Consider the following 22,422-nt stretch of genomic DNA (forward strand, 5'->3'; position numbering starts at 1 on the left):
ATTACGCCGTTAACAGCACGGGGGTCGGGCGAAAGCCCGGCTCCCACCGGAAGGAAGGTCGTCTCACCTCCTCCCTCGACAATAACACGGCACCCGCTAATTTCAAACTTTACGAAAGCCAGATCACGCCGCCGTACACCCCCCACTCCTCCCCCTCTGTGGTCACCGACCGCCAGACATTGCAAGCATCCGGGGCGTAGGATAAGCGACGCGAGGCCGTTGCCAGCTCTATCGAGCAATATCGGCAACGGATGCTTTTCAGAACCTAGGGAAAAAGACATGGCTGCCAGCGACGACGACTATATCTATGACGAAGCGACAGGTGAGTGGCTGCCGGCTTCGGAAGCCGCGGCCAAGGCTGCAACCGAGAATGCGGTGCGCGATGCCGCCGGCAACATTCTGGTCGACGGCGATGCCGTGACGCTGATCAAGGATTTGAAGGTCAAGGGTGCCGGCCAGACGCTGAAACAGGGTACCGTCATCCGCTCGATCCGACTTACCGACAATCCGGAAGAGATCGATTGCCGGCATGACACGATCAAGGGGCTGGTGCTACGCACCGAATTCGTTCGCAAGAAAAGCTAGGAAAGACAATGGCAACGCTGACCATCGAGGAACTGGCCGAACAGCTTCAGCCCAATCAGGCGATCGCCGGGCTGGACCTCGGCACCAAGACGATCGGCCTTGCAATGTCTGATCTCGGCCGGCGGTTTTCGTCACCCCGGCCGGTGATCAAGCGGGTGAAGTTCACACAGGATGCGGAGGTCCTTCTGGCATTCGCGACGAAGGAAAAGGTCGCCGCCTTCGTCATCGGCCTGCCGATGAACATGGATGGCTCCGCCGGTCCGCGCGTACAGGCAACGCGTGCCTTCGTGCGCTCGATGTCGGACAAGACCACCCTGCCCTTCGTCTACTGGGACGAGCGCCTGTCAACGGTTGCAGCAGAACGGGCACTGCTGGAAATGGACGTATCAAGGGCAAAACGGGCCGAGCGGATCGATTCCGCCGCCGCCAGTTTCATTCTTCAAGGCGCGCTGGACAGGCTCTCGTCGCTGCGCACGGCCGCAGCCACGACCTTGGAAGACTGACGTTTCCTCCACCAACCGGCAATCGCCTTGCGCTTTCTGAAGCCGATGATGGCAAAGACGACAAGGCTGTCGACCACGATCGCGCGGGCAACAAGCGGCGGGATGCTTTCCGGCGCGATACCGAGAATATTGCCATAGACCTGGAACACGAGGTCATGGGTGTGGCGTGTCAGCATGTAGAAGCCGAAGCTCATGTCGTAATAAGACAGCCCGTACCAGCTGCTCAGCAAGGCGATGGGACCCGCCCAGAGTATCAAGAACCACTTCATGCGGTTTTACCTTCAAGCTCTGCCAGATCCACGTTCATCGAGATCAACCATCTCGACAAGCCCATCATGCTCAGCGCCACCGCGGGAACCGCGATATCGAGCGCCAAAGCCGCAAACGCCCCGGTCAGGACGATCAGCAGTGTACGCTCTTTGAGCAATGATAGAACACCCGGCATATGTCTTACGAAACTCGGTTAACAATATATTAACCACCGTAGAGACGCACCAGAACGACGCAACGGAAACTCGCCATCATGGTTAATTTCCGAGGATGAATGCGTAGTCGGGAAGTTGGCGGCGTTAGCCGTAGATGGCCCGAACGAGGCGGCGCACGGCGGCAGCGACCTTGTCCCAGTCCTTTTCCGTCTTCAGCGGAATGCCGGCGAACTGACCGCCCACGGAAGCGGAGATTACCAGATGCTGGATAGAGGCGAAGAGCAGCGCATTGGTGGTGGTCGTGTCGACGCCCTTCGGCGGCTTGAGGTTGCCCTGCATTCCATCCAGCCACTTGGCCAGCGCCTTCATGCGCGATTCCGACAGGCGGCGAACCTGCGGCGTGTCCTGCGATACTTCCCAGGCGACAATCTTGCAGACCAGTGGGTCATCGCGCAGCGCTTCCATGAAATACATGGAGAGCTTTTCCATCAGGTCACCATAAGTGAGGATGAACATGCCGCCGGTATCCTGCGGGATCTTGTCCTTGACCCAGCTGCCGAGTTCCTCGCCGATCGCATCGATCAGGCCGTCGAGACCGTTAAAGTAGCGGTAGATCAGCTGCTTGTCGCAACCGGCGCGGCGCGCGACCGCATTGATGCCGAAGCCCTGGAAACCCTGTTCGGCCAGCAGGCTGCGGGCGGCTAGAAAAATGGCACGTTCAGTGCTGGCGCGATTGCGCGGCCTGACGGCCTGGTTCTGTTGCGCCTGCGTATCGACGACCTGTAGCATTATCCGCTCATCTTTCAAGAAACACGTCCGAAAAGGCGATACGCCGCGGTCTGCCGACCGGCAAGTCGGCAGACCGGTGTTGGCAAGGCAATACACAGAATTGCGGATCAGGCACGACTGACCAGCCCTGCCAGCCCTCGCCGGCCTATGCTGCCGGCGGATACAGCAGGTCGACGATATAGCTCGCGTCGAAGCGGGCATCGAGCATGCCGTAGGTCGAGCGCCAGCCGCCGGCCAGACGGGTTTCGAGATAGGCGTCGGCGATTTTGCCGGCCCCAAGCCTTGCCAGTTCGGCGGCACCGGCCGCCAGTGCGAGTTGCTCGACGAGAAGGCGGGCCGCCCCCTCATCGCGCTCGCACAGCGCCATGGCGGCGCGCAGCACCTCGACCGTCTTGCGACCGGATGCGCCGAGATCGCGTTCGAAGCCGGCCAGCACGATATCGAAGAGGTCGCGGCCGCGCGACAGGACGCGCAGCACGTCCAGCGCCATGACATTGCCGGACCCTTCCCAGATCGCATTGACCGGGGCCTCGCGGTAATGGCGGGCGATGGGACGCTCCTCGACATAACCGTTGCCGCCAAGGCATTCCATCGCCTCATAGATCAGTGAAGGAGCAACCTTGCAGTTCCAGTATTTGATAACCGGCGTCATGACACGGGCGAAGGCCGCATCGGTGGGATCGCCCGCCGCGCGATCAAAGGCTTCGGCCAGACGGAAGCCGAGCGCCGTCGCAGCCGCGACATCGAGCGCCATGTCGGCGAGGACGCGGGTCATCAGCGGCTGATCGACGAGCTTTTTGCCGAAGACGCTGCGGCCACGGGTGTGATGGACGGCTTCGGCAAGCGAAGCTCGCATCATTCCAGCGGAGGCCACCGCGCAATCGAGCCGCGTCAGCGTGACCATGTCGAGAATGGTGCGGATGCCGGCACCGGGATCGCCAAGCAGATAACCGAAGGCATCGGAAAATTCGACTTCGGCCGAGGCGTTCGAGCGGTTGCCGAGCTTGTCCTTCAGCCGCTGGAACTGCAGGCCATTCGCCGAACCGTCTTCGAGGAGGCGCGGCACCAGGAAGCAGCCGACGCCGTCATTGGTCTTGGCCAGCATGACGAACGCGTCGCTCATCGGCGCCGACATGAACCACTTGTGACCTGAAAGGCGAAAGATACCCTCGCCGACGCGCTCGGCGGTCGAGCGGTTGGCGCGCACATCGGTTCCGCCCTGCTTTTCCGTCATGCCCATGCCGAGCGTGACGGCGGATTTCTGCATCGCCGGGCGGTTGGTGGAATCGTATTTGCGCGACAGGATTTTCGGCGCCCATTCCTTCTGTACCCGCGGCGAGGCCATCAGGGCCGCAACCGAGGCGCTGGTCATGGTCAGCGGGCAGAGATGCCCGGCCTCCAGCTGCGCCGTCAGATAGAAGCGCGTGGCACGGACCTTGTGTTCACTGCCCTTGGCTTCCGGCACATTTTCCCAGATCGACGAATGCAGGCCGCTCTGCATCGAGCGGCGCATCAGCGCGTGCCAGGCCGGATGGAATTCGGTGACATCGAGACGCTCGCCGCGCGGACCATGGGTCTTCAGCTTCGGCGGGTTTTCGTTCGCCATGCGCGCCAGTTCCTGCGCTTCCGGCGAGGTCACGTAGCGACCGAGCTGGTCGTATTCCTCGCGGATGGCGCGATTGAAGCCGCCGGTCAGGTCGACCAGCAACGGATCTGAGCGGTAGGCATTGATGCCGGACCAGGGCGCGGGCTGGTTCAGTTCGGCAAATTTTTCTTCGGCGCGGGTCAACTCGTTCATAGACCGCTTCTAGCGGAACTTGGTTTAAGTGGAAACGGGCGGGCGCCGCGAAATTGGGCTTCTCAACAAATGGCCGCAACACCAACGATATCATGCAGGATTTGCGAGAATTGCATTCGCAGCGTAGACTTCGTGGAATAGCTCGAAAGACAGGCCCATGAGTGTGAGAAAACTCGACGTGACCTTGCCGGACGATGTGATCAAGGCGATCGAAAGTCGCGTGAAAACCGGACGATATCGCTCGACGGATGAAGTCATGCAGGCCGCGGTCAATGCGCTGATGCGAGAGGAAGGCCCATCCGACGAGCCGCTACCGGGCATCCGCTATCATATCCATCAGTCCATGGAGGATCCAGCCCCGAGCATCAGCAGCGGTGACATGCGGGCGCATGTCGAACGGCCTTATGCACGACATCTGGGCTAAGCACCGTGTACAATATAACGGTGATCTATCGACCGTAGGCCGCAACGCAATCGACGCGATCTTTCCATAGGTGCTGATGGCAAATCAGCATTAGGAAAGAGCTGAAATTTCACGAACATATTTCTGGATCGCTGCGAGAGAATTGGCGATGCGCCCTTCGGCGGTGTTGCACGACCTGATATCGGCGAGGACATCCGTATCGTTCCGTTCGAAGGAAGCGCCGTCATCGTCTGCCGCATAGCGGGCGATGCGGTTGAGATCGTCAATATATTACACCGCGCACGCAACTATCAGGCGACCATGACAAACAAGCCGTAGATAATGCCGAAGATGCGCGCCCTGCCGCTTGCAGCCCGCCCCCCCGCGCCTTATAGACCGCCGAACGCAAGCGGAGACACGCCTCATGGTCTTCTTTCCCCATCGCCATCTTCTTGGCATCAAGGGTCTTACCGAACAGGACATCACCTTTCTTCTCGACAAGGCCGACGAGGCCGTGAAGATTTCCCGGCAGCGGGAGAAGAAGACGTCCACATTGCGTGGCCTCACGCAGATCAACCTTTTCTTCGAAGCCTCGACGCGGACGCAATCTTCCTTCGAACTGGCGGGCAAGCGCCTCGGCGCAGACGTGATGAACATGTCGGTCGGCAATTCGTCAGTGAAGAAGGGCGAGACGCTGATCGATACCGCGATGACGCTGAACGCCATGCGCCCCGACGTGCTGGTGCTGCGGCATTCTTCCGCGGGTGCGGCAGCACTTCTGGCACAGAAAGTCGCCTGCTCCGTGGTCAATGCCGGCGACGGACAGCACGAGCATCCGACCCAGGCGCTGCTCGACGCGCTGACCATCCGCCGCGCCAAGGGCAAGCTGATGGGCATCACGGTGGCGATCTGCGGCGACGTGCTGCATTCGCGCGTCGCCCGATCCAACATCATTCTTCTCAATGCGATGGGTGCGCGCGTGCGCGTCGTAGCTCCGTCGACACTTCTGCCTTCCGGCATCCGCGACATGAGCGTCGAAGTATTTCACTCCATGGAAGAAGGCCTGAAAGACGCCGACGTCGTCATGATGCTGCGGCTGCAGCGCGAGCGCATGGCCGGCTCCTTCGTACCGTCGGTGCGCGAGTATTTCCGCTTCTACGGGCTCGATGCCGAAAAGCTGAAGGCTGCCAAGGAAGATGCGCTCGTCATGCATCCCGGCCCGATGAACCGCGGCGTCGAGATCGCTTCCGAAGTTGCGGACGGCCCGCAGAGCGTCATCGAGCAACAGGTGGAAATGGGGGTCGCCGTGCGGATGGCCGTAATGGAGACGCTACTCACCTCCAACCAGGGAGAGTGGGCATGACCGTTACCGTCCTGAAGAACCTGCGCATCCTCGATCCGTCACGCGGTCTCGACGAGACCGGGACGATCATCATCGGCGATGACGGCCGCATCCTCGCCTCCGGCAGCGACGCCCAGAACCAGGGAATTCCCGAAGGCGCGACGGTGCGCGACTGCCAGGGTCTCGTTGCGACACCTGGCCTCGTCGATGCCCGCGTGTTCGTCGGCGAACCTGGCGCCGAGCATACCGAGACGATCGAATCGGCTAGCCGTGCTGCGGCGGCCGGTGGGGTCACCTCGTTCATCATGATGCCGGAGACGGATCCGGTGATCGACGACATCGCGCTGGTCGAATTCGTCCACAAGACCGCCCGCGACAAGGCGATCGTCAACGTTCATGCCGCCGCAGCGCTGACGCGCGGCCTGGACGGCAAGGAAATGACCGAATTCGGCCTGTTGCAGGAAGCTGGTGCGGTCGCCTTCACCAACGGTCGTCACGGGCTTTCGGACACGCTGCTGCTGCGCCGGGCGATGACCTATGCGCGGGAATTCGATGCGGTCATCTCGCTGGAGCTGAAGGAAAAGTATCTTGGCAACGGCGTGATGAACGAAGGACTGTTCGCCTCCTGGCTTGGCCTGTCGGGCGTGCCGAGGGAAGCCGAGCTTATTCCACTCGAACGGGATCTCAGGATCGCGGCGCTGACGAAGGGCAAGTATCACGCGGCTAAAATCTCGGTGCCGGAATCGGTCGAGGCAATGAAGGTGGCCCGCGCCCGCGGCGCCAACGCTACCTGCGGCATTTCGATCAATCATCTGTCGCTCAACGAGAACGACATCGGTGAATACCGTACCTTCTTCAAGCTGTCGCCGCCGCTCAGAACCGAAGACGATCGTATTTCGATGGCGGATGCGCTGGCCAAGGGTGATATCGACATCATCGTCTCGTCGCATGATCCGCAGGACGTCGACACCAAGCGCCTGCCGTTTGCCGATGCCGCCGATGGCGCGATCGGGCTGGAGACGATGCTCTCCGCCGCGCTTCGCCTGCACCATGACGGCCGCGTGCCGCTGATGCGACTGATCGACGCCATGTCGACCCGTCCGGCACAGATTTTCGGCCTCGACGCCGGGACGCTGAAGGTTGGCGCAAAGGCCGACATCACGCTGATCGACCTCGACGACCCGTGGATCGTCGCGAAGGACGCAATTGTCTCGCGCTCGAAGAACACGCCGTTCGACGAGGCCCGGTTCTCCGGTCGGGCAGTAGCGACATATGTGGCTGGTAGATGCGTGTATGATATGAGGTGATGGGGCGAAGTGTTCCCCTCACTTGCAATTTCTAGCACTTAGCTAAAGCTAAGATGCTGAAATTGCTTTCTCTCCCACAAGGGAGAGATACCGGTGCCGCAATCTTGGCGCTCTACCTCTCCCCCTGTGGGAGAGGATACAAAATCAAAATCTTAGCAAAGCTAAGTCTTCGATTTTGTTGGTGAGGGGATCAGGCGAACTGAGACAGAAGACGGATAGTTTTCGAGGAACCAAATGAGCGAACTTTTCAACTGGCAGATCACGCTGCCGATCGCAGCCGGTGCGCTGGTCCTCGGCTATCTGCTCGGCTCCATCCCGTTCGGGCTGATCCTCACCAAATCGGCCGGGCTTGGCGATATCCGCTCGATCGGCTCGGGCAATATCGGCGCAACCAATGTGCTGCGGACCGGCAACAGAAAACTTGCGGCGGCAACCCTGCTGCTCGACGCTTTGAAGGCGACGGCGGCGGCCGTGCTCGGATGGTATGTCTTCGGTTACGAGGCCGGGCTTCTCGCCGGCTTTGCAGCCTTTATCGGTCACCTCTATCCGGTCTGGCTCCGCTTCAAGGGCGGCAAGGGCGTGGCGACCTATATCGGCATGCTGCTCGGTGTCGCCCCTGCCATGGTGCTGGTCTTCGCCTTCGTGTGGCTCTCCATCGCCAAGCTCAGCAAGTATTCCTCGCTTTCGGCCCTGGTTGCCACGCTTGTCATCCCGGCTGTGCTGTGGTTCATACAGGAACCGAAGACTGCAATCGTCATGGCGATCATGACCGTCATTTCCTGGATCAAGCACAAGAGCAATATCGAGCGGTTGATTGCCGGCACCGAAAGCAAGATCGGCCAAAAGGGATAGGCTTTCCCATTAAGGCTGACCATGCCGGACGGCAGCGCAGGACGATCGGGGATAGCGCTGACGGAAAGACAGCGGATCGCATGGCTTCGGCTGATCCGCTCGGACAATGTCGGGCCGGCGACCTTCCGGCAACTCATCAATCATTGCGGCTCCGCCGAAAACGCGCTTGCCATGCTGCCCGAGCTTTCCCGCCGCGGTGGCGCAACACGTTCACTGCGGATCGCCAGCGTCGATGACGCCGAGCGCGAGATGGAGGCGGCACGGCGGCATGGTGCGGTGTTCATCGGCATCGGCGAGCCGGGTTATCCGCCGGCTCTGCGACATATAGATGGAGCGCCGCCGCTGATCGCGGTCAAGGGCGATCTGTCCAGCGCCACTCGCCCTTCGCTCGGCATCGTCGGATCGCGCAACGCCTCGGTCGTGGGGGCGAAGTTTGCCGCACTCATAGCGCAGCGCTGCGGCCGGGCGGGATATGTCATCACTTCCGGCCTGGCGCGTGGCATCGATACGGCGGCCCATCGCGCCAGCGTCGAAACGGGCACGATTGCGGTTCTGGCCGGCGGCCTCGACAAACCCTACCCACCCGAGAACCTGCGTCTTCTGGACGAGATCACCGATGGCGCCGGTCTGGCCGTCAGCGAAATGCCGTTCGGCTGGGAGCCGCGCGCGCGCGACTTTCCGCGCCGCAACCGGCTGATCGCCGGCATTTCTCTCGGTGTTGTGGTGGTCGAGGCGGCAGAGAAATCAGGCTCCCTGATTACCGCACGCATGGCCGCCGACTTCGGCCGTCTGGTCTTTGCCGTACCGGGTTCGCCGCTCGACCCGCGTTGCCACGGCACGAACGGGCTGCTCAAGCAGGGCGCGGTGGTCACGACAGGCCCGCAGGACGTGCTCGAGGCGCTGGCGCCACTTTCGCAGCTGGACCTTTTCACGCCGCCGATGATCGAGGAGCCGGTCAAGGCGGACACGCTTCTGCCACCGGACGACGACGACCGGCACCGGATCGTCTCGGCGCTCGGTCCAAGCCCCGCGGAGATAGACGACATCATTCGCCACACCGGCATGCCGGCTGCGTCCGTCTATCTCGTGCTGCTGGAGCTTGATCTTGCCGGCCGTCTATACCGGCATCCCGGCGGGGCCATATCGATCACGCTCGACGAGTGAGCGCGGTCGGCGGCCGGACTGGATGTCGCCCGCCTCGACATAGGCCATCTCGATCAGATAGCAGAGCATGTCCGCCCCCTCGCCCGAAGCGACCTGGCGAAGCTCGCCCAGCATCTGGCGGACATAGGAAACATTCTCGATGGATTGCTCCTCGCGGAGCGCATTCAGCTGAATTGACATGCCCCACCCCAACAGTTCGGCAACCTTCCGACTACAAGCCGAAATTCATCACCAACCCCAATATTATGGACTTTAGCGCATTTATTTATGATTGCAAATCACATTAATTCGCCTTCTGCTTGCGAACGGGGAAACCGGCTAATTTCAATAAAGCCCTTGACCGCAGAACAATCGCCCTCCATGTCGGGAAGTCAAAGTTCCGCCCGGATCGATCAGACTGCCGGGCCTTGCTCTATTACAGAGAACCCAAAATGAATGTTGTCGTTGTAGAATCTCCAGCCAAAGCCAAGACGATCAATAAGTATCTCGGCTCGGGCTACAAGGTTCTCGCATCCTTTGGCCACGTCCGCGATCTGCCCGCGAAAGACGGTTCCGTGCTTCCCGACCAGGACTTCGAAATGTCCTGGGAGGTCGACAGCGCGTCGCAGAAGCGGATGAAGGACATCGCCGACGCCGTCAAGAACTCCGACGGCCTGTTCCTCGCAACCGACCCGGATCGCGAAGGCGAGGCCATTTCCTGGCACGTGCTCGATCTTTTGAAGAAAAAGAAGGTGATCGGCGACAAGCCGGTAAAGCGCGTCGTCTTCAACGCCATCACCAAGAAGGCCGTGCTCGATGCGATGGCAGCGCCGCGCGACATCGACGTGCCGCTGGTCGACGCCTATCTGGCGCGCCGTGCACTCGACTATCTCGTCGGCTTCAACCTGTCTCCGGTTCTGTGGCGCAAGCTGCCCGGCGCACGGTCCGCCGGCCGTGTGCAGTCGGTGGCGCTGCGTCTCGTCTGCGACCGCGAAAACGAGATCGAGCGTTTCGTCTCGGAAGAATACTGGAACCTGTCCGCCCTCTTGAAGACGCCGCGCGGCGACGAATTCGAGGCAAAGCTGGTACAGGCCGACGGCAAGCGTCTGGCACCGCGCGCGATCAAGACGGGTGACGATGCCGGACGGCTGAAGTCGCTGCTGGAAGGCGCGAGCTACGTGGTGGAAAGCGTCGAGGCAAAGCCCGTCAAGCGCAATCCAGGCCCCCCCTTCACCACATCGAGCCTGCAGCAGGCGGCCTCGTCCAATATCGGCTTCAACGCATCCCGCACCATGCAGGTGGCGCAGAGGCTCTATGAAGGCATCGACATCGGCGGCGAGACCGTCGGTCTGATCACCTATATGCGTACCGACGGCGTACAGATGGCGCCCGAGGCGATCGATGCGGCGCGCGATGCCATTGTCGACCAGTTCGGTGCCCGCTATCTGCCGGAAAAGCCGCGCTTGTATTCGACCAAGGCGAAGAATGCCCAGGAAGCGCACGAAGCCATCCGCCCGACCGACTTCAACCGCACACCGGATCAGGTGCGCAAGTTCCTCGACGCGGATCAGGCGCGTCTCTACGAACTGATCTGGAAGCGCGGTATCGCCAGCCAGATGGCATCGGCTGAGATGGAGCGCACCACGGTCGAAATCCTTGCCGCCAACGGTTCCGAGCGCGCCGGCCTGCGCGCCGTCGGTTCGGTCGTCCGCTTCGACGGCTTCCTAGGCGCCTACATGGATCGCCGCGACGAGGACGACAAATCCGAGGATGACGACGAGGATGGCCGCCTCCCCGAGATCAATGCGCGCGAAAAGCTCGACAAGAACAAGGTGAATTCCAGCCAGCATTTCACCGAGCCGCCGCCGCGCTATTCGGAAGCATCGCTGATCAAGAAGATGGAAGAACTCGGCATCGGCCGCCCTTCCACCTATGCCGCAACGCTGAAGACACTGTCCGACCGCGAATATGTCGTCACTGAAAAGCGCAAGCTGATCCCGCATTCCAAGGGTCGGCTCGTCACGGCCTTCCTCGAAAACTTCTTCACCAAGTATGTGGAATACGATTTCACTGCGGATCTGGAGGAGAAGCTCGACCGGATTTCCGCCGGCGAACTCGACTGGAAGCAGGTCCTGCGCGATTTCTGGAGCGATTTCTTCGCCCAGATCGAAGACACGAAGGAACTGCGCGTCACCAACGTGCTCGATGCGCTGAACGAGGCGCTTGCGCCGCTCGTCTTCCCCAAGCGCGAAGACGGCTCCGATCCTCGCATCTGCCAGGTCTGCGGCACCGGAAACCTGTCGCTCAAGCTCGGCAAGTACGGCGCTTTCGTCGGCTGCTCGAACTATCCGGAATGCAATTTCACCCGCCAGCTTTCGTCTGACGGAGCCGAGGCGGATGCTTCCGGCCTCAACGAGCCGAAGGATCTCGGCGTCGATCAGGCAACCGGCGAGCAGCTGACCCTGCGGTCTGGCCGTTTCGGACCCTATATCCAGCGCGGCGACGGCAAGGAGGCCAAACGTTCTTCGTTGCCGAAGGGCTGGAAGCCGGAAGACATCGACCACGAGAAGGCGCTGTCGCTGATCAACCTGCCGCGTGACGTGGGCCAGAATCCGGAAACCGGAAAGATGATTTCCGCAGGCCTTGGCCGTTACGGACCGTTCCTGCTGCATGACGGCACGTATGCCAATCTGGAAAGCATCGAGGACGTATTCTCGATCGGCCTCAACCGTGCTGTTACCGTGCTGGCCGAAAAGGCAGCAAAGGGTCCGGGCGGACGCGGACGCGGCACGCCGGCGGCGCTCAAGGAACTCGGCGATCATCCCGATGGCGGTGCGATCACCGTGCGCGACGGCAAATACGGCCCCTATGTCAACTGGGGCAAGGTCAATGCGACCCTGCCGAAGGGCATGGAGCCGCAGTCGGTGACGGTCGAACAGGCCATGGCGCTGATCATCGAGAAGGGCGGCAAGGCTTCGACCGGCAAGGCCAAGGCAAAGCCGAAGAAGGCTGCCGCCAAGGCCGACGGCGATACCGCCACGACGAAGAAGACTGCGGCCAAGAAGCCGGCCGCCAAGAAGGCACCGGCAAAGAAGGCATCGGCAACAAAGACTGCCGCCAAGACGAAGAAGACGGATACGTGAGCCAAGAGCAGGACGACGACACCATATCGCACCGCCAGCGGAAGCGCGCCGAGCGAGCCGAACGCGGCATGGCCGCCGGTGCGAAGGGCAAGCCCGCCATCGTTCAGGGCGTCATCCCGCCCCGTGAGGTCCTGCTCGAGTTCATCTCCGACAATCCGGACAAGGCATCGAAGCGCGAGATTTCCAAGGCTTTCGGGCTGAAGGGCGAGACGCGCGTCGAGCTGAAGGATATTCTGCGCCAACTGGAAGACGAAGGCCTTCTGACGAAGAGCCGCAAGTCTCTCGCGCGCCCCGGCGCGCTGCCTCCGGTCACCGTGCTCGACATCACCACCCGCGACAAGGATGGCGAACTGATCGGCCGGCCGGCGGAATGGCCTGAAGATCAGGGCGCGGCACCGGCGGTGCTGATCCGCCAGTCATCGGACCATCGCGGCAAAGGCAAGGCGCCTGCCGCCGGCCTCAACGACCGGATTCTGGCAAAGATCTTCCCGAACAAGGATCGTACCGGCCCGGCCTATACGGCGCGCGTGATCAAGGTGATCGACAAGCGCCGCGGTGCATCGCTCGGCGTCATCCAGAAACTTGCCGATGGCGAAATCCGGCTTCTGCCCACCGACCGGCGCGGCGAGGAAATGGTCATCGAAGCCGACGGCATGGGCGACGCCAAGGACGGCGATCTGGTCGAAGCGGAAACCGTCCGTTCGGGCCGGTTCGGCCTGCCGCGCGCCCGCGTGCTCTCGGTCGTCGGCTCGGTCGCTTCCGAAAAGGCGATCTCGATGATCGCCATCTATTCGCACGGCATTCCGCATATCTTTCCCAAGCAGGTGATGGATGAAGCGGAAGCCGCAAAGCCCGCCTCGATGTCGAAGCGCGAAGACTGGCGCGACGTGCCGCTGGTGACAATCGACCCCGCGGACGCGAAAGACCATGACGATGCCGTCTACGCAGAACCGGACACGTCTCCCGACAATCCCGGCGGCGTGATCGTCACGGTCGCGATCGCCGACGTCTCCTGGTATGTGCGCACCAAATCTCCGCTCGACAGCGAGGCCTTGAAGCGCGGCAATTCGGTCTATTTCCCCGACCGCGTCGTGCCGATGCTGCCGGAGCGGATTTCCAACGACCTCTGCTCGCTGCGCGAAGGCGAGGACCGGCCGGCGATCGCCGTGCGCATGACCTTCTCCAAGGAAGGACGCAAGGCAGGCCATACGTTCCATCGCATCATGATGAAGAGTGCGGCCAAGCTCTCCTATCAACAGGCGCAGGCCGCCATTGACGGCAAGCCGGACGACAAGTCCGGTCCGCTGCTGGAGACGATCCTCAAGCCGCTGTGGGACGCCTACCGGATCATGAAGGTCGGCCGCGACCGTCGCCAGCCGCTCGAACTCGACATGCCGGAGCGCAAGATCCTGCTGAAGCCCGACGGCACCGTCGACCGGGTCTTCGTGCCGGATCGTCTCGATGCCCACAAGCTCATCGAAGAGATGATGATCCAGGCCAATGTCTGCGCCGCCGAGACGCTGGAGAAGAAGCGTCAGGCGCTGATCTATCGCACCCATGACGGCCCGTCGCTGGCGAAGCAGGAGACGCTGCGCGAGTTTCTCGCGACACTCGGCATCTCCATGGTCAAGGGCGGCAATATGCGCTCCAACTCGTTCAACGGCATCCTGTCGCAGGCGCAGGACACGCCGCACCAGATCATGGTCAACGAGATGGTGCTGCGCTCGCAGAGCCAGGCGGTCTACAGCCCGGAAAACATCGGCCATTTCGGCCTGAACCTGATGAAATACGCGCATTTCACCTCGCCGATCCGCCGCTATGCCGACCTCATCGTGCATCGCGCGCTGGTCGGCTCGCTGGGTCTCGGCGAAGGCGGTATCACGCCCGAGGAAGAAGCGCAGCTGGACGATATCGCGGCGGAAATCTCGACCTTCGAGCGCCGCGCGATGGCAGCCGAGCGCGACACGGTGAACCGTCTCATCGCCCATCATCTGGCAACGCGCATCGGGGAAGAATTCGAAGGGCGGATTTCCGGCGTCACCAAGGCCGGCCTGTTCGTCTCGCTGCCGACCTATGGCGCCGACGGTTTCGTGCCGGTCTCGACCATCGGGCAGGACTATTACGTCTATGACGAGGCGCATCAGGCGCTGACAGGCGATCGTACCGGTCTCGGCTATCAGCTGGGCGATACGGTCGAGGTCAGGTTGAAGGCCGCAGTGCCGCTTGCCGGTGCGCTGCAGTTCGAAATGCTCAGCGAAGGCAAGAAGCTGCCGACAGCCATGCGCTCCTTCCACAAGTCCGGCAAGCGCCACCGTCCGGGCGGAGCGAAGAAGCCCGGCACACGCCCGCCGCGCGGCCGCAAGAGGTAGTCATGGACGAGCGCTCACCCTCCCCCGTGAAATATGGCGGTGAGCGCCCGGCCGACCGACCGCTTGGCCGATCGATAAAGCGCGGACTTTTCTGCCGCTGTCCGCATTGCGGAGAAGGTCGATTGTTTCGTGCCTTCCTGAAGCCTGTCGATCATTGCGCCGGCTGCGGCGAGGATTTCACCCCGCAACGGGCCGACGACCTGCCGGCTTACATCGTCATCGTCGTGGTGGGCCATGTACTGATGACCGGCTACATGCTGACCGACATGATGTTTCGCGTATCGCCCTGGGTGCATCTGGCCGTATGGGCACCGCTGGCGGTGATTGCCGCGATACTCACGATCCAACCGATCAAGGGCGGTGTCATCGGCCTGCAATGGGCCAACCGCATGCATGGCTTCGATGCTTCCACCGACAAGGATCCCGCGCGCGGCGATCCGCTGCCATGAGCCTGCCGGATGACGATGCTCTGCCATCCTTGCGTCCCGGCATGGAGGAACTGACGGGGACCGAGCGACATCCGACCGTGCGGCCGCGTGATGCGGCGGCTGTGCTTCTTATCGATCGGTCCGGCCCTATGCCACGCGTGCTGATGGGAAGACGCGCGAGCGCGCATGTCTTCATGCCAGACGTCTACGTCTTTCCCGGCGGACGACGAGACAGGGCGGACAGTGCCGCTCCCTTTTCAACCGACCTCGACCCCATCATCCTCGACAAGCTGACAAGCGGCCCGATGCGGCACTGCAATGCACGTCGCGCACGCGCGCTGGCGCTTGCGGCGCTCAGGGAATTGCAGGAGGAAACCGGGATTGCGCCGGCCTCGCCGCACGGTGCCGATCTGGCGCCGTTACGCTATGTATCCCGCGCCATCACCCCACCCGGCAACGTGCGGCGATACGACACCCACTTCTTCCTCGCCTTTTGCGACGAAACTGTCTTGGACATGACGCATTTCGGCGATACGGACGAGTTGGAGGACTTGCAATGGGTTGACATCGCAACGAAATCCAGTCTGAAACTTGCCCGGATCACGCAGACGGTGCTGGAGGATGTCAGAGAGATCATGGCCGCCAGTGCAGATGTCCCTTACGGGCACCCCGTCAGCTTTTATGCCATGCGTCGCGGGCGTTTCGTCCACAGCCGCTTCTGAGGAACAGTGAATGCCGCAGCCGACGACCGATGCAAACGGCCATGTCGACAAGATCCATTGGCCGTCGCTTATCGCTGCGACTTCCGCAATCAGTGCGGTCGGCATTGCTATCGGGCTGGGCCTGCCGCTTCTGTCCATCATTCTGGAAAAGCGCGGCATTCCCTCGACGCTGATCGGCCTCAATGCCGCCATGGCGGGCGTAGCATCGATGCTGGCTGCGCCGCTGACGACCAAGCTCGCGCATGACTTCGGCGTCGCCCGCACGATGATCCTGGCGATCATCGTCGCTGCCGCCAGCGGTATCGGCTTCTACTACGCCGACGCGTTCTGGATGTGGTTCCCGCTGCGCTTCACCTTCCATGGCGCGACGACCATGCTGTTCATCCTGTCGGAATTCTGGATCAACGAGGCTGCACCGCCACGCCGCCGGGGGCTCGTACTCGGCATCTACGCGACCGTGCTCGCGGTGGGCTTCGCCGTCGGGCCATTGCTATTCTCCGCGCTCGGCAGCGACGGCATACTGCCCTTCCTCATCGGCGCGATCATCATTCTGATGGCCGTCATCCCGATCTTCATTGCCAGGCATGAGAGCCCGCAGCTGGACACCAAGCCGGAGCGACACTTCTTCTCCTACATCTTCCTGGTTCCGACCGCGACCGCCGCCGTGTTTGCCTTCGGCGCCGTGTCGGCAGGCGGGCTGTCGCTTTTCCCCATCTATGCACTGCGCGAATCGATGCCCGAATCGCAGGCGGCAATCCTGTTGACCGTCATGGGACTGGGCAACATGGCCTTCCAGATCCCGCTCGGACTGATTTCCGACAAAATGGGAGACCGCCGCCCTCTCCTTCTGGCCATGGCCTTTCTCGGCGTGATCGGCGCGCTGATGCTGCCGCATCTGATCCACAACTGGGTGATGATGGGCGTGGTGCTGTTTTTCTGGGGCGGCTGTGTCTCCGGCCTCTATACGGTCGGCCTTGCTCATCTTGGCGCACGACTCAGCGGGGCGGATCTTGTCGCCGCCAATGCAGCCTTCATCTTCTGCTATGCGGTCGGGACGGTCGCCGGTCCGCAGGGTATCGGAGCGGCGATGGATATCATCGGCAATGACGGTTTTGCCTGGGCATTGGCCGCTTTCTTCGGCTTTTACGTGCTCGTGGGTACCGGCCGCGCACTTTTCCATTCAAAACGGAGTTGACTTTTGGCCCGCGATTTGTAATTTCGCGCCAGATTTTGCCGTAGGCCTCCTGCGTCCGCGGCATTCATTTTTCTCAGAGGCAGAACGACCATGGCGAAAGCTACGACCATCAAGATCAAGCTGCTGTCGACGGCTGACACCGGTTTCTTCTACGTTACGACGAAGAACAGCCGTACGTTCACAGACAAGATGACCAAGACCAAGTATGACCCGGTTGCTAAGAAGCACGTCGAGTTCAAGGAAACCAAGATCAAGTAATCCTTGATCGATCGGTTTTAAAAGGCGCCGGCCCATCAGGTCAGGCGCCTTTTCTTTTGCGGCTTTTCCGTCTTCCTTACGCCCCACCGGCGGCCGACCCCGCCTAGCGCACCCAAGGCGCGAGCAGCCCGAAACGAAAAAACGCCGCTTCCCGGCAAGGAAGCGGCGTTTTCAAAATGGGGTCGACCAGCCTGCAATAACGGCACGAGGAACCGTATTGGCATGCCTGCCGGTCGACCGGCCCCACGACCCAGGAGATGCGGCGGACCTGAGCACCATGGGGTAACGCTGTGCCTCATAAGGACACATGTTTTTCGTTAGCGTCAAAATTGCGCAAAGAAAAAAGAAAATCAATAGATTCTTAACATGGGCGCCGGTTTGGTTGGTTGGTTGGTTAAAAATTGTACTCTAGCCACGTTTGTCGGCCGGAAAAATTCAGTAATTTTAAAGTAAGTTTAATCAACTCGAAAAAGAACGGCCTTGAGAGGCTGACGCCTGCCATGTCCTCGCGCATATTTCCGAACGGCGTTATATGAAAGCGCCGTAAAACCAGATGTACCCACTGCAAGAATACTGAAATCCGGGCAGATCGCAGCCGCGGATTTTCTCTTCCTTGAGTGTCCGATCTGGAAAATCACTTCTCCTACGAACACGGTAACTGCGGGATCCTACCTTACTTCCCATCCACAATTTCTTGTGGTCGGCACGACCGGTGCGCGGCCGCACACCTCCCCTTTGCGCCCGCCGACGGACGACATGACGAACGCTCACAATAATGTGGAAAAGCCATCAGGCTGCGTTGGCCACGACCCGGTTGCGGCCTTCAGCCTTCGCCTTGTAAAGCGCCTGGTCGGCCTGCTTGAGCAGTTGCTCCGGCGTCTCGGCACCGCCGGCTATCGAAGACAGGCCGAATGACGCGGTCAGGCTCAGCAGCTGTCCGCCGTTCTTCAGCTTGAACGGGGTCTTTTCGACAATCGCCCTCAGGCGCTCGGCAACGGCTGCCGCAGCCATCTGATCCGTGTCGGGCATGACGACGACGAATTCCTCGCCTCCGTAACGGCAGGCAAGATCCGCCCCGCGAACGGTCTGGCGTATGCGGCTGGCGAATTCGCGCAGCACATCGTCGCCGGCATCATGACCATGGACGTCGTTGACCTGCTTGAAGCGGTCGATGTCGACCAGGCAAAGCGATAGCGGTCTGGACCGGGCGGCGGCCCTGGCAAACAGGGTCTTGAGGTGATTATCGAGATAGCGCCTGTTGTTGAGCCCCGTCAGACCATCCGTCACCGCAAGCTCGATCGTGTGCCGGACGCTCTGGCGCAGGCGGTCGTTGTAGCGCTTGCGCTTGATCTGGGTGAGCGTGCGCGCCAGCAGTTCGTTCGGGTCGATAGGACGTACGATATAGTCGTTGACGCCGAGATCGAGTGCGCGGGCAATCATGTCGTCCGCCCCCACTTCGGTGGCGATCAGGATCGGCAGGAAGCGGGTACGCTCCAGCGAGCGCAGTTGCGAGCAGAGACGCAACGGATCGTAGTCATCGAAATTGGCATTGACGATGACGAGGTCCCAGGGCTTTTCCGCCGCCTCGAATATCGCCGCCTGGGGATCGGAGATAGCAACCGTGTTGCAGATAGGCTTCAGCGCCTTGATGATGCGCTCTTGAGAGCTGGCGCGACCATCGACGAGCAGAACCTGACCGATATCGTCCCGGCCATCCAGGCCCTTCATGATGTCCTCCGCAACAAGCCCCCTTGCGGTGTCTGCACGGATGCGCAACTCGTCGCTGAGCGTCTTCAGGCGAACGAGGCTGCGGACACGGGCAATCAGCTGGATATCGTTGACCGGCTTGGTGAGAAAATCGTCGGCACCGGCCTTCAGGCCGCGAACGCGGTCGGATGGCTGATCCAGCGCGGTGACCATGACGACCGGGATATGGGCGGTCTTCGGATTGGCTTTCAGCCGCTCGCAGACTTCAAACCCGTCGATGCCGGGCATCATGATGTCGAGCAGAATGAGGTCGACATGGGTGCTGTCACAAATCGACAACGCAATATGGCCGTCGGCGGCGGTCAGAACATCGAAATACTCCGCCAGAAGCCGTGCTTCCAGCAGCTTCACGTTGGCGGGTATGTCGTCGACGACTAGTATCCGTGCTGTCATGCCCGCTTCCCCCGCATCATGCGTCGCCGAGATAGGTCTTGATCGTCTCTATGAATTTCGGCACCGAGATCGGCTTGGAGACATAGGCCTCGCAACCACCCTGGCGAATGCGTTCCTCATCGCCCTTCATGGCAAATGCGGTGACGGCAATGACCGGGATGACGTGCAGTTCGTCGTCCTCCTTCAGCCATTTCGTCACTTCCAGACCGGAAACCTCCGGCAGCTGGATATCCATGAGAATGAGGTCGGGACGGTGCTTGCGCGCGAGATCGAGCGCTTCCATGCCGTTGCGCGTCTGGATGGTATCGTAGCCCGAGGCTTCGATCAGATCGCGGAAGAGCTTCATGTTCAGCTCGTTGTCTTCGACAATCATGACCCGTTTGGGCATCAAATTCCGTTCCTTAAATCGCGCCTTGCACGCATATCTCCGGTATATAAGCTCCCTGAACTGCGATTCCACGGAGCTGTGCTTCAGCCACGCTAAGCCCATTTGGTTGAAAAGAGGTAACTCGATAGCAATGCCAGCAAAAACGACACCAAGCGGACCATCGAATGCTGCAGCCGAAGAGACGGCTGCGCGCGTTCTCGGCTGGCTTGCCGGCGAACCGGACATGCTCGGCAGGTTTCTCGCACTCTCCGGCGTCAGCCCGGATCAGATCCGGACGGCCATCGGCGATCCCGGCTTTCTGGCCGGCATGATCGACTTCATCATGGAACATGAGCCCAGCCTCATGGCATTTTGCGAGGCAACGGGCACCAAACCCGAGACCGTGGTTGCCGCACATCACCACTATTCAGGCCGCTACTTCGGCCCCGGTGACTACTGATGAGCGATATCCTCGACCTGTCGCATGTCAGCCTCACGGACCGACCGCTGATCGTCTGCGATGTCGATGACGTCGTGCTCAATTTCGCCGCGCCGTTTACAGATTTCATTGCGAAAGACGGGCTGGAACTGTTGCCGCGCTCCTTCCGGCTGACAGGAAACATCGTTTCCATCGAAACGCAGGTCGCGATCGACGAGGCTGCGGTGCGGCAGCTGATCGGCGCGTTCTTCGAGTGCCAGGAAGACTGGCAGACGCCGTTCAATCTTGCGGCCGACACATTGCATTCGCTGGCAGGCGAGGCAGACATCCTTTTCCTCACCGCCATGCCGCCGCTTTACAGCATGCCAAGACGGCGACTTCTCGACCGGCTCGGCCTCGACTTTCCGCTCGTCGCCACGCTGGAGCCGAAAGGGCCTGTGATGCACCGCATCCATGGCGAGCGCGACCTGCCATCCGTCTTCATCGACGACATGGCGCATAACCTCCATTCCGTTCGCGACCATGTGAACGGCTGCCTCGTCCTGCACATGATGCCGGATTCGCCCCTGCATCTTCTGGCCCCCAAACCCGATGGCGGGATCGCCCGGGCGATGGACTGGCCGGAAGCCGGAGCCATGATACGGAACCACATCGGAAAGGCGTGAGCCTGGCGACAGTGGCACTTGAGCCGGCCGAAGAACGCGCCTATGGTGGCCATGTTCAATCTTTGTTCCCGACATGACCATCACCGCCGCCGCCCCCATGACCGGTTTCTGCCGCGACTGCCTTGCCGAGCAGAGGGCAGAGGTGCGCCGTTGCCGTGCCTGCGGGTCACCTCGCCTCGTCTATCACCGGGAACTCTACGATCTGACACTGGCGCATATCGATTGCGACGCCTTCTATGCGACGATCGAGAAACGCGACGACCCGACGCTTTCAGACAAGCCGGTGATCATCGGCGGGGGCAAGCGCGGCGTCGTGTCGACCGCGTGTTATATCGCTCGCATCAACGGGGTGCGCTCCGCCATGCCGATGTTCAAGGCGATGGAGCTGTGCCCCGACGCAGTCGTCATTTCGCCGAACATGGAGAAGTACGCGACTGTCGGCCGGCAAGTGCGCCAGTTGATGATGGAACTGACGCCGCTCGTACAACCGCTCTCCATAGATGAAGCATTCCTGGAACTGGCCGGGACCGAGAGGCTGCACCGTGACCCGCCGGCACGCATTCTGGCAAAGCTTGCGAAGCGGGTGGAAAGCGAGCTCGGCATCAGCATTTCCGTTGGCCTCTCCTACTGCAAGTTCCTCGCCAAAGTGGCGTCCGATCTGGAGAAGCCGCGCGGCTTTTCCGTCATCGGAGAAGCCGAGGCACGCGACTTTCTGGCGCCACGGCCGGTCACCACGATCTGGGGCGTCGGCAAGGCCTTCAACAGCACGCTGGAGGCGGATGGCATCCGTACCATCGGCCAGCTGCAGCACATGGAGGAAGGCGACCTGATGCGGCGCTACGGCTCGATGGGGCAGCGTCTCTATCGGCTCGCGCGCGGCATGGACGAGCGCGAGGTGCATATCAACGATCCGGCCAAGAGCGTTTCGGCCGAGACGACATTCTTCGACGATATATCCCGGCACGAGGATCTGGTTCCAATCCTGCGGCGGTTGTCCGAGAAGGTTTCGGCGCGGCTGAAGAAGCACGAGACCGCAGGGCACACGGTCGTCCTCAAGCTGAAGACATCCGATTTCAAGAGCCGCACCCGCAACAAACGACTGGAAGATCCGACCCAGCTTGCCGACCGGGTGTTCCGCACCGGGCTTTCGCTGTTGGAGAAGGAAACGGACGGAACGAAATTTCGCCTGCTGGGTATCGGGGTGACCGACCTCTGCGACCCGGTGCTGGCGGACCCGCCCGATCTCGTCGACCGGCAGGCAGGCCGACGGGCGGCGGCGGAAGCCGCGATGGACAAGCTGCGCGACAAGTTCGGCAAGGCTGCAGTCGAGACCGGCTATACGTTCGGCGGCAAGCGCAAGTAGCCGATCACGCGTGGCAGCGCCACAGCCACTCGCCGCCGCAACCCTTCACTGCCGCTCTCGCCCCGATCCCGCCGCAAAAATCGCGCCATCGTGATCAATTGACACGATCCCGCCACTTTTCAGAAAATTTTCATTAAGTTTGACACGCTAAATTGCAGGCCATTGT

At 61.3% G+C, this 22,422-nt stretch carries 24 protein-coding genes; 17 read left to right on the forward strand and 7 right to left on the reverse strand.

Translation table 11 applies throughout. The features are described from left to right. The first annotated feature begins 279 nt into the window (after positions 1 to 279). On the forward strand, positions 280 to 585 hold the full coding sequence (locus tag AC0JZ4_RS16705; RefSeq protein WP_471887448.1) for an alkylphosphonate utilization protein: 306 nt from the start codon (positions 280 to 282) through the stop codon (positions 583 to 585). A gap of 8 nt (positions 586 to 593) precedes the next feature. Further along, positions 594 to 1,088 (forward strand): Holliday junction resolvase RuvX, encoded by a 495-nt coding sequence (gene ruvX / locus AC0JZ4_RS16710; protein WP_471887449.1) that lies wholly within the window; start codon positions 594 to 596, stop codon positions 1,086 to 1,088. On the opposite strand, the gene AC0JZ4_RS16715 is transcribed toward ruvX, so the two are convergent. From AC0JZ4_RS16715 to AC0JZ4_RS16730, 4 genes are all read right to left on the reverse strand, one after another. Next, positions 1,025 to 1,357, reverse strand: coding sequence for a DUF6105 family protein (locus AC0JZ4_RS16715; protein ID WP_471887450.1), 333 nt, complete (start codon positions 1,355 to 1,357; stop codon positions 1,025 to 1,027). The genes ruvX and AC0JZ4_RS16715 overlap by 64 nt on opposite strands. Next, positions 1,354 to 1,533 (reverse strand): hypothetical protein, encoded by a 180-nt coding sequence (locus AC0JZ4_RS16720; RefSeq protein ID WP_471887451.1) that lies wholly within the window; start codon positions 1,531 to 1,533, stop codon positions 1,354 to 1,356. Before AC0JZ4_RS16720 ends, AC0JZ4_RS16715 begins: the two co-directional genes overlap by 4 nt. A 124-nt stretch (positions 1,534 to 1,657) precedes the next feature. Beyond that, positions 1,658 to 2,302 (reverse strand): TetR/AcrR family transcriptional regulator, encoded by a 645-nt coding sequence (locus tag AC0JZ4_RS16725; RefSeq protein ID WP_471887452.1) that lies wholly within the window; start codon positions 2,300 to 2,302, stop codon positions 1,658 to 1,660. A 145-nt stretch (positions 2,303 to 2,447) separates the two neighbouring features. Then, positions 2,448 to 4,100, reverse strand: a complete 1,653-nt coding sequence (locus AC0JZ4_RS16730; protein WP_471887453.1) for an acyl-CoA dehydrogenase family protein — start codon at positions 4,098 to 4,100, stop codon at positions 2,448 to 2,450. Positions 4,101 to 4,257: 157 nt separating this feature from the next. On the opposite strand from AC0JZ4_RS16730, the gene AC0JZ4_RS16735 reads away from it, so the two are divergent. From AC0JZ4_RS16735 to dprA, 6 genes are all read left to right on the forward strand, one after another. Then, entirely contained in the window at positions 4,258 to 4,524 is a 267-nt protein-coding gene (locus AC0JZ4_RS16735; protein ID WP_471887454.1) for a ribbon-helix-helix domain-containing protein, read from the forward strand. A 141-nt stretch (positions 4,525 to 4,665) separates the two neighbouring features. Then, complete coding sequence (locus AC0JZ4_RS16740) at positions 4,666 to 4,842, forward strand: type II toxin-antitoxin system RelE/ParE family toxin (RefSeq protein WP_471887919.1); 177 nt, start codon at positions 4,666 to 4,668, stop codon at positions 4,840 to 4,842. An 85-nt stretch (positions 4,843 to 4,927) separates the two neighbouring features. Continuing rightward, positions 4,928 to 5,866 carry an aspartate carbamoyltransferase catalytic subunit gene (locus tag AC0JZ4_RS16745; RefSeq protein ID WP_471887455.1) on the forward strand — a complete coding sequence of 313 codons (939 nt, stop codon included), beginning with the start codon at positions 4,928 to 4,930 and terminating at the stop codon, positions 5,864 to 5,866. Further along, positions 5,863 to 7,152 carry a dihydroorotase gene (locus AC0JZ4_RS16750; RefSeq protein WP_471887456.1) on the forward strand — a complete coding sequence of 430 codons (1,290 nt, stop codon included), beginning with the start codon at positions 5,863 to 5,865 and terminating at the stop codon, positions 7,150 to 7,152. Before AC0JZ4_RS16745 ends, AC0JZ4_RS16750 begins: the two co-directional genes overlap by 4 nt. A gap of 234 nt (positions 7,153 to 7,386) precedes the next feature. After that, the gene (plsY, locus tag AC0JZ4_RS16755) at positions 7,387 to 8,004 is read left to right on the forward strand and encodes a glycerol-3-phosphate 1-O-acyltransferase PlsY (protein ID WP_471887457.1); all 618 of its coding nucleotides are present in this window, start codon (positions 7,387 to 7,389) and stop codon (positions 8,002 to 8,004) included. Between the two features lie 21 nt (positions 8,005 to 8,025). After that, positions 8,026 to 9,168, forward strand: coding sequence for a DNA-processing protein DprA (gene dprA, locus AC0JZ4_RS16760; RefSeq protein WP_471887458.1), 1,143 nt, complete (start codon positions 8,026 to 8,028; stop codon positions 9,166 to 9,168). Here dprA and AC0JZ4_RS16765 read toward each other — a convergent pair. After that, the gene (locus AC0JZ4_RS16765) at positions 9,121 to 9,348 is read right to left on the reverse strand and encodes a hypothetical protein (protein WP_471887459.1); all 228 of its coding nucleotides are present in this window, start codon (positions 9,346 to 9,348) and stop codon (positions 9,121 to 9,123) included. The two genes, dprA and AC0JZ4_RS16765, sit on opposite strands and share 48 nt — an antisense overlap. 251 nt (positions 9,349 to 9,599) lie before the next feature. Between AC0JZ4_RS16765 and topA the strand changes: the two genes are divergently transcribed. From topA to rpmG, 6 genes are all read left to right on the forward strand, one after another. Further along, positions 9,600 to 12,290 (forward strand): type I DNA topoisomerase, encoded by a 2,691-nt coding sequence (topA, locus tag AC0JZ4_RS16770; RefSeq protein WP_471887460.1) that lies wholly within the window; start codon positions 9,600 to 9,602, stop codon positions 12,288 to 12,290. Between the two features lie 68 nt (positions 12,291 to 12,358). Beyond that, positions 12,359 to 14,659 (forward strand): ribonuclease R, encoded by a 2,301-nt coding sequence (gene rnr / locus AC0JZ4_RS16775; protein WP_471887920.1) that lies wholly within the window; start codon positions 12,359 to 12,361, stop codon positions 14,657 to 14,659. Between the two features lie 2 nt (positions 14,660 to 14,661). Beyond that, a complete protein-coding gene (locus tag AC0JZ4_RS16780) occupies positions 14,662 to 15,108 on the forward strand; it encodes a DUF983 domain-containing protein (RefSeq protein WP_471887461.1) in 447 nt (148 codons plus the stop codon). Between the two features lie 41 nt (positions 15,109 to 15,149). After that, a complete protein-coding gene (locus AC0JZ4_RS16785; RefSeq protein ID WP_471887921.1) occupies positions 15,150 to 15,809 on the forward strand; it encodes an NUDIX hydrolase in 660 nt (219 codons plus the stop codon). A gap of 10 nt (positions 15,810 to 15,819) precedes the next feature. Further along, complete coding sequence (locus tag AC0JZ4_RS16790) at positions 15,820 to 17,004, forward strand: MFS transporter (RefSeq protein ID WP_471887462.1); 1,185 nt, start codon at positions 15,820 to 15,822, stop codon at positions 17,002 to 17,004. A gap of 90 nt (positions 17,005 to 17,094) precedes the next feature. Continuing rightward, positions 17,095 to 17,262: a 50S ribosomal protein L33 gene (gene rpmG, locus AC0JZ4_RS16795; RefSeq protein ID WP_112457312.1), complete on the forward strand. Its 168-nt coding sequence runs from the start codon at positions 17,095 to 17,097 to the stop codon at positions 17,260 to 17,262. Positions 17,263 to 18,051: 789 nt separating this feature from the next. Here rpmG and AC0JZ4_RS16800 read toward each other — a convergent pair. Then, positions 18,052 to 19,422: a PleD family two-component system response regulator gene (locus AC0JZ4_RS16800; protein WP_471887463.1), complete on the reverse strand. Its 1,371-nt coding sequence runs from the start codon at positions 19,420 to 19,422 to the stop codon at positions 18,052 to 18,054. Between the two features lie 16 nt (positions 19,423 to 19,438). Further along, positions 19,439 to 19,810 (reverse strand): response regulator, encoded by a 372-nt coding sequence (locus AC0JZ4_RS16805; RefSeq protein ID WP_007765577.1) that lies wholly within the window; start codon positions 19,808 to 19,810, stop codon positions 19,439 to 19,441. A 130-nt stretch (positions 19,811 to 19,940) separates the two neighbouring features. On the opposite strand from AC0JZ4_RS16805, the gene AC0JZ4_RS16810 reads away from it, so the two are divergent. From AC0JZ4_RS16810 to AC0JZ4_RS16820, 3 genes are all read left to right on the forward strand, one after another. Beyond that, positions 19,941 to 20,249 (forward strand): DUF3572 domain-containing protein, encoded by a 309-nt coding sequence (locus tag AC0JZ4_RS16810; RefSeq protein ID WP_471887464.1) that lies wholly within the window; start codon positions 19,941 to 19,943, stop codon positions 20,247 to 20,249. Next, positions 20,246 to 20,893 carry a hypothetical protein gene (locus AC0JZ4_RS16815; RefSeq protein WP_471887922.1) on the forward strand — a complete coding sequence of 216 codons (648 nt, stop codon included), beginning with the start codon at positions 20,246 to 20,248 and terminating at the stop codon, positions 20,891 to 20,893. The genes AC0JZ4_RS16810 and AC0JZ4_RS16815 overlap by 4 nt, the downstream gene beginning before the upstream one ends. Positions 20,894 to 20,966: 73 nt before the next feature. Then, a complete protein-coding gene (locus tag AC0JZ4_RS16820; protein WP_471887465.1) occupies positions 20,967 to 22,256 on the forward strand; it encodes a DNA polymerase IV in 1,290 nt (429 codons plus the stop codon). Positions 22,257 to 22,422: the final 166 nt, after the last annotated feature.

The organism is [Rhizobium] kunmingense, assembly GCF_977018605.1.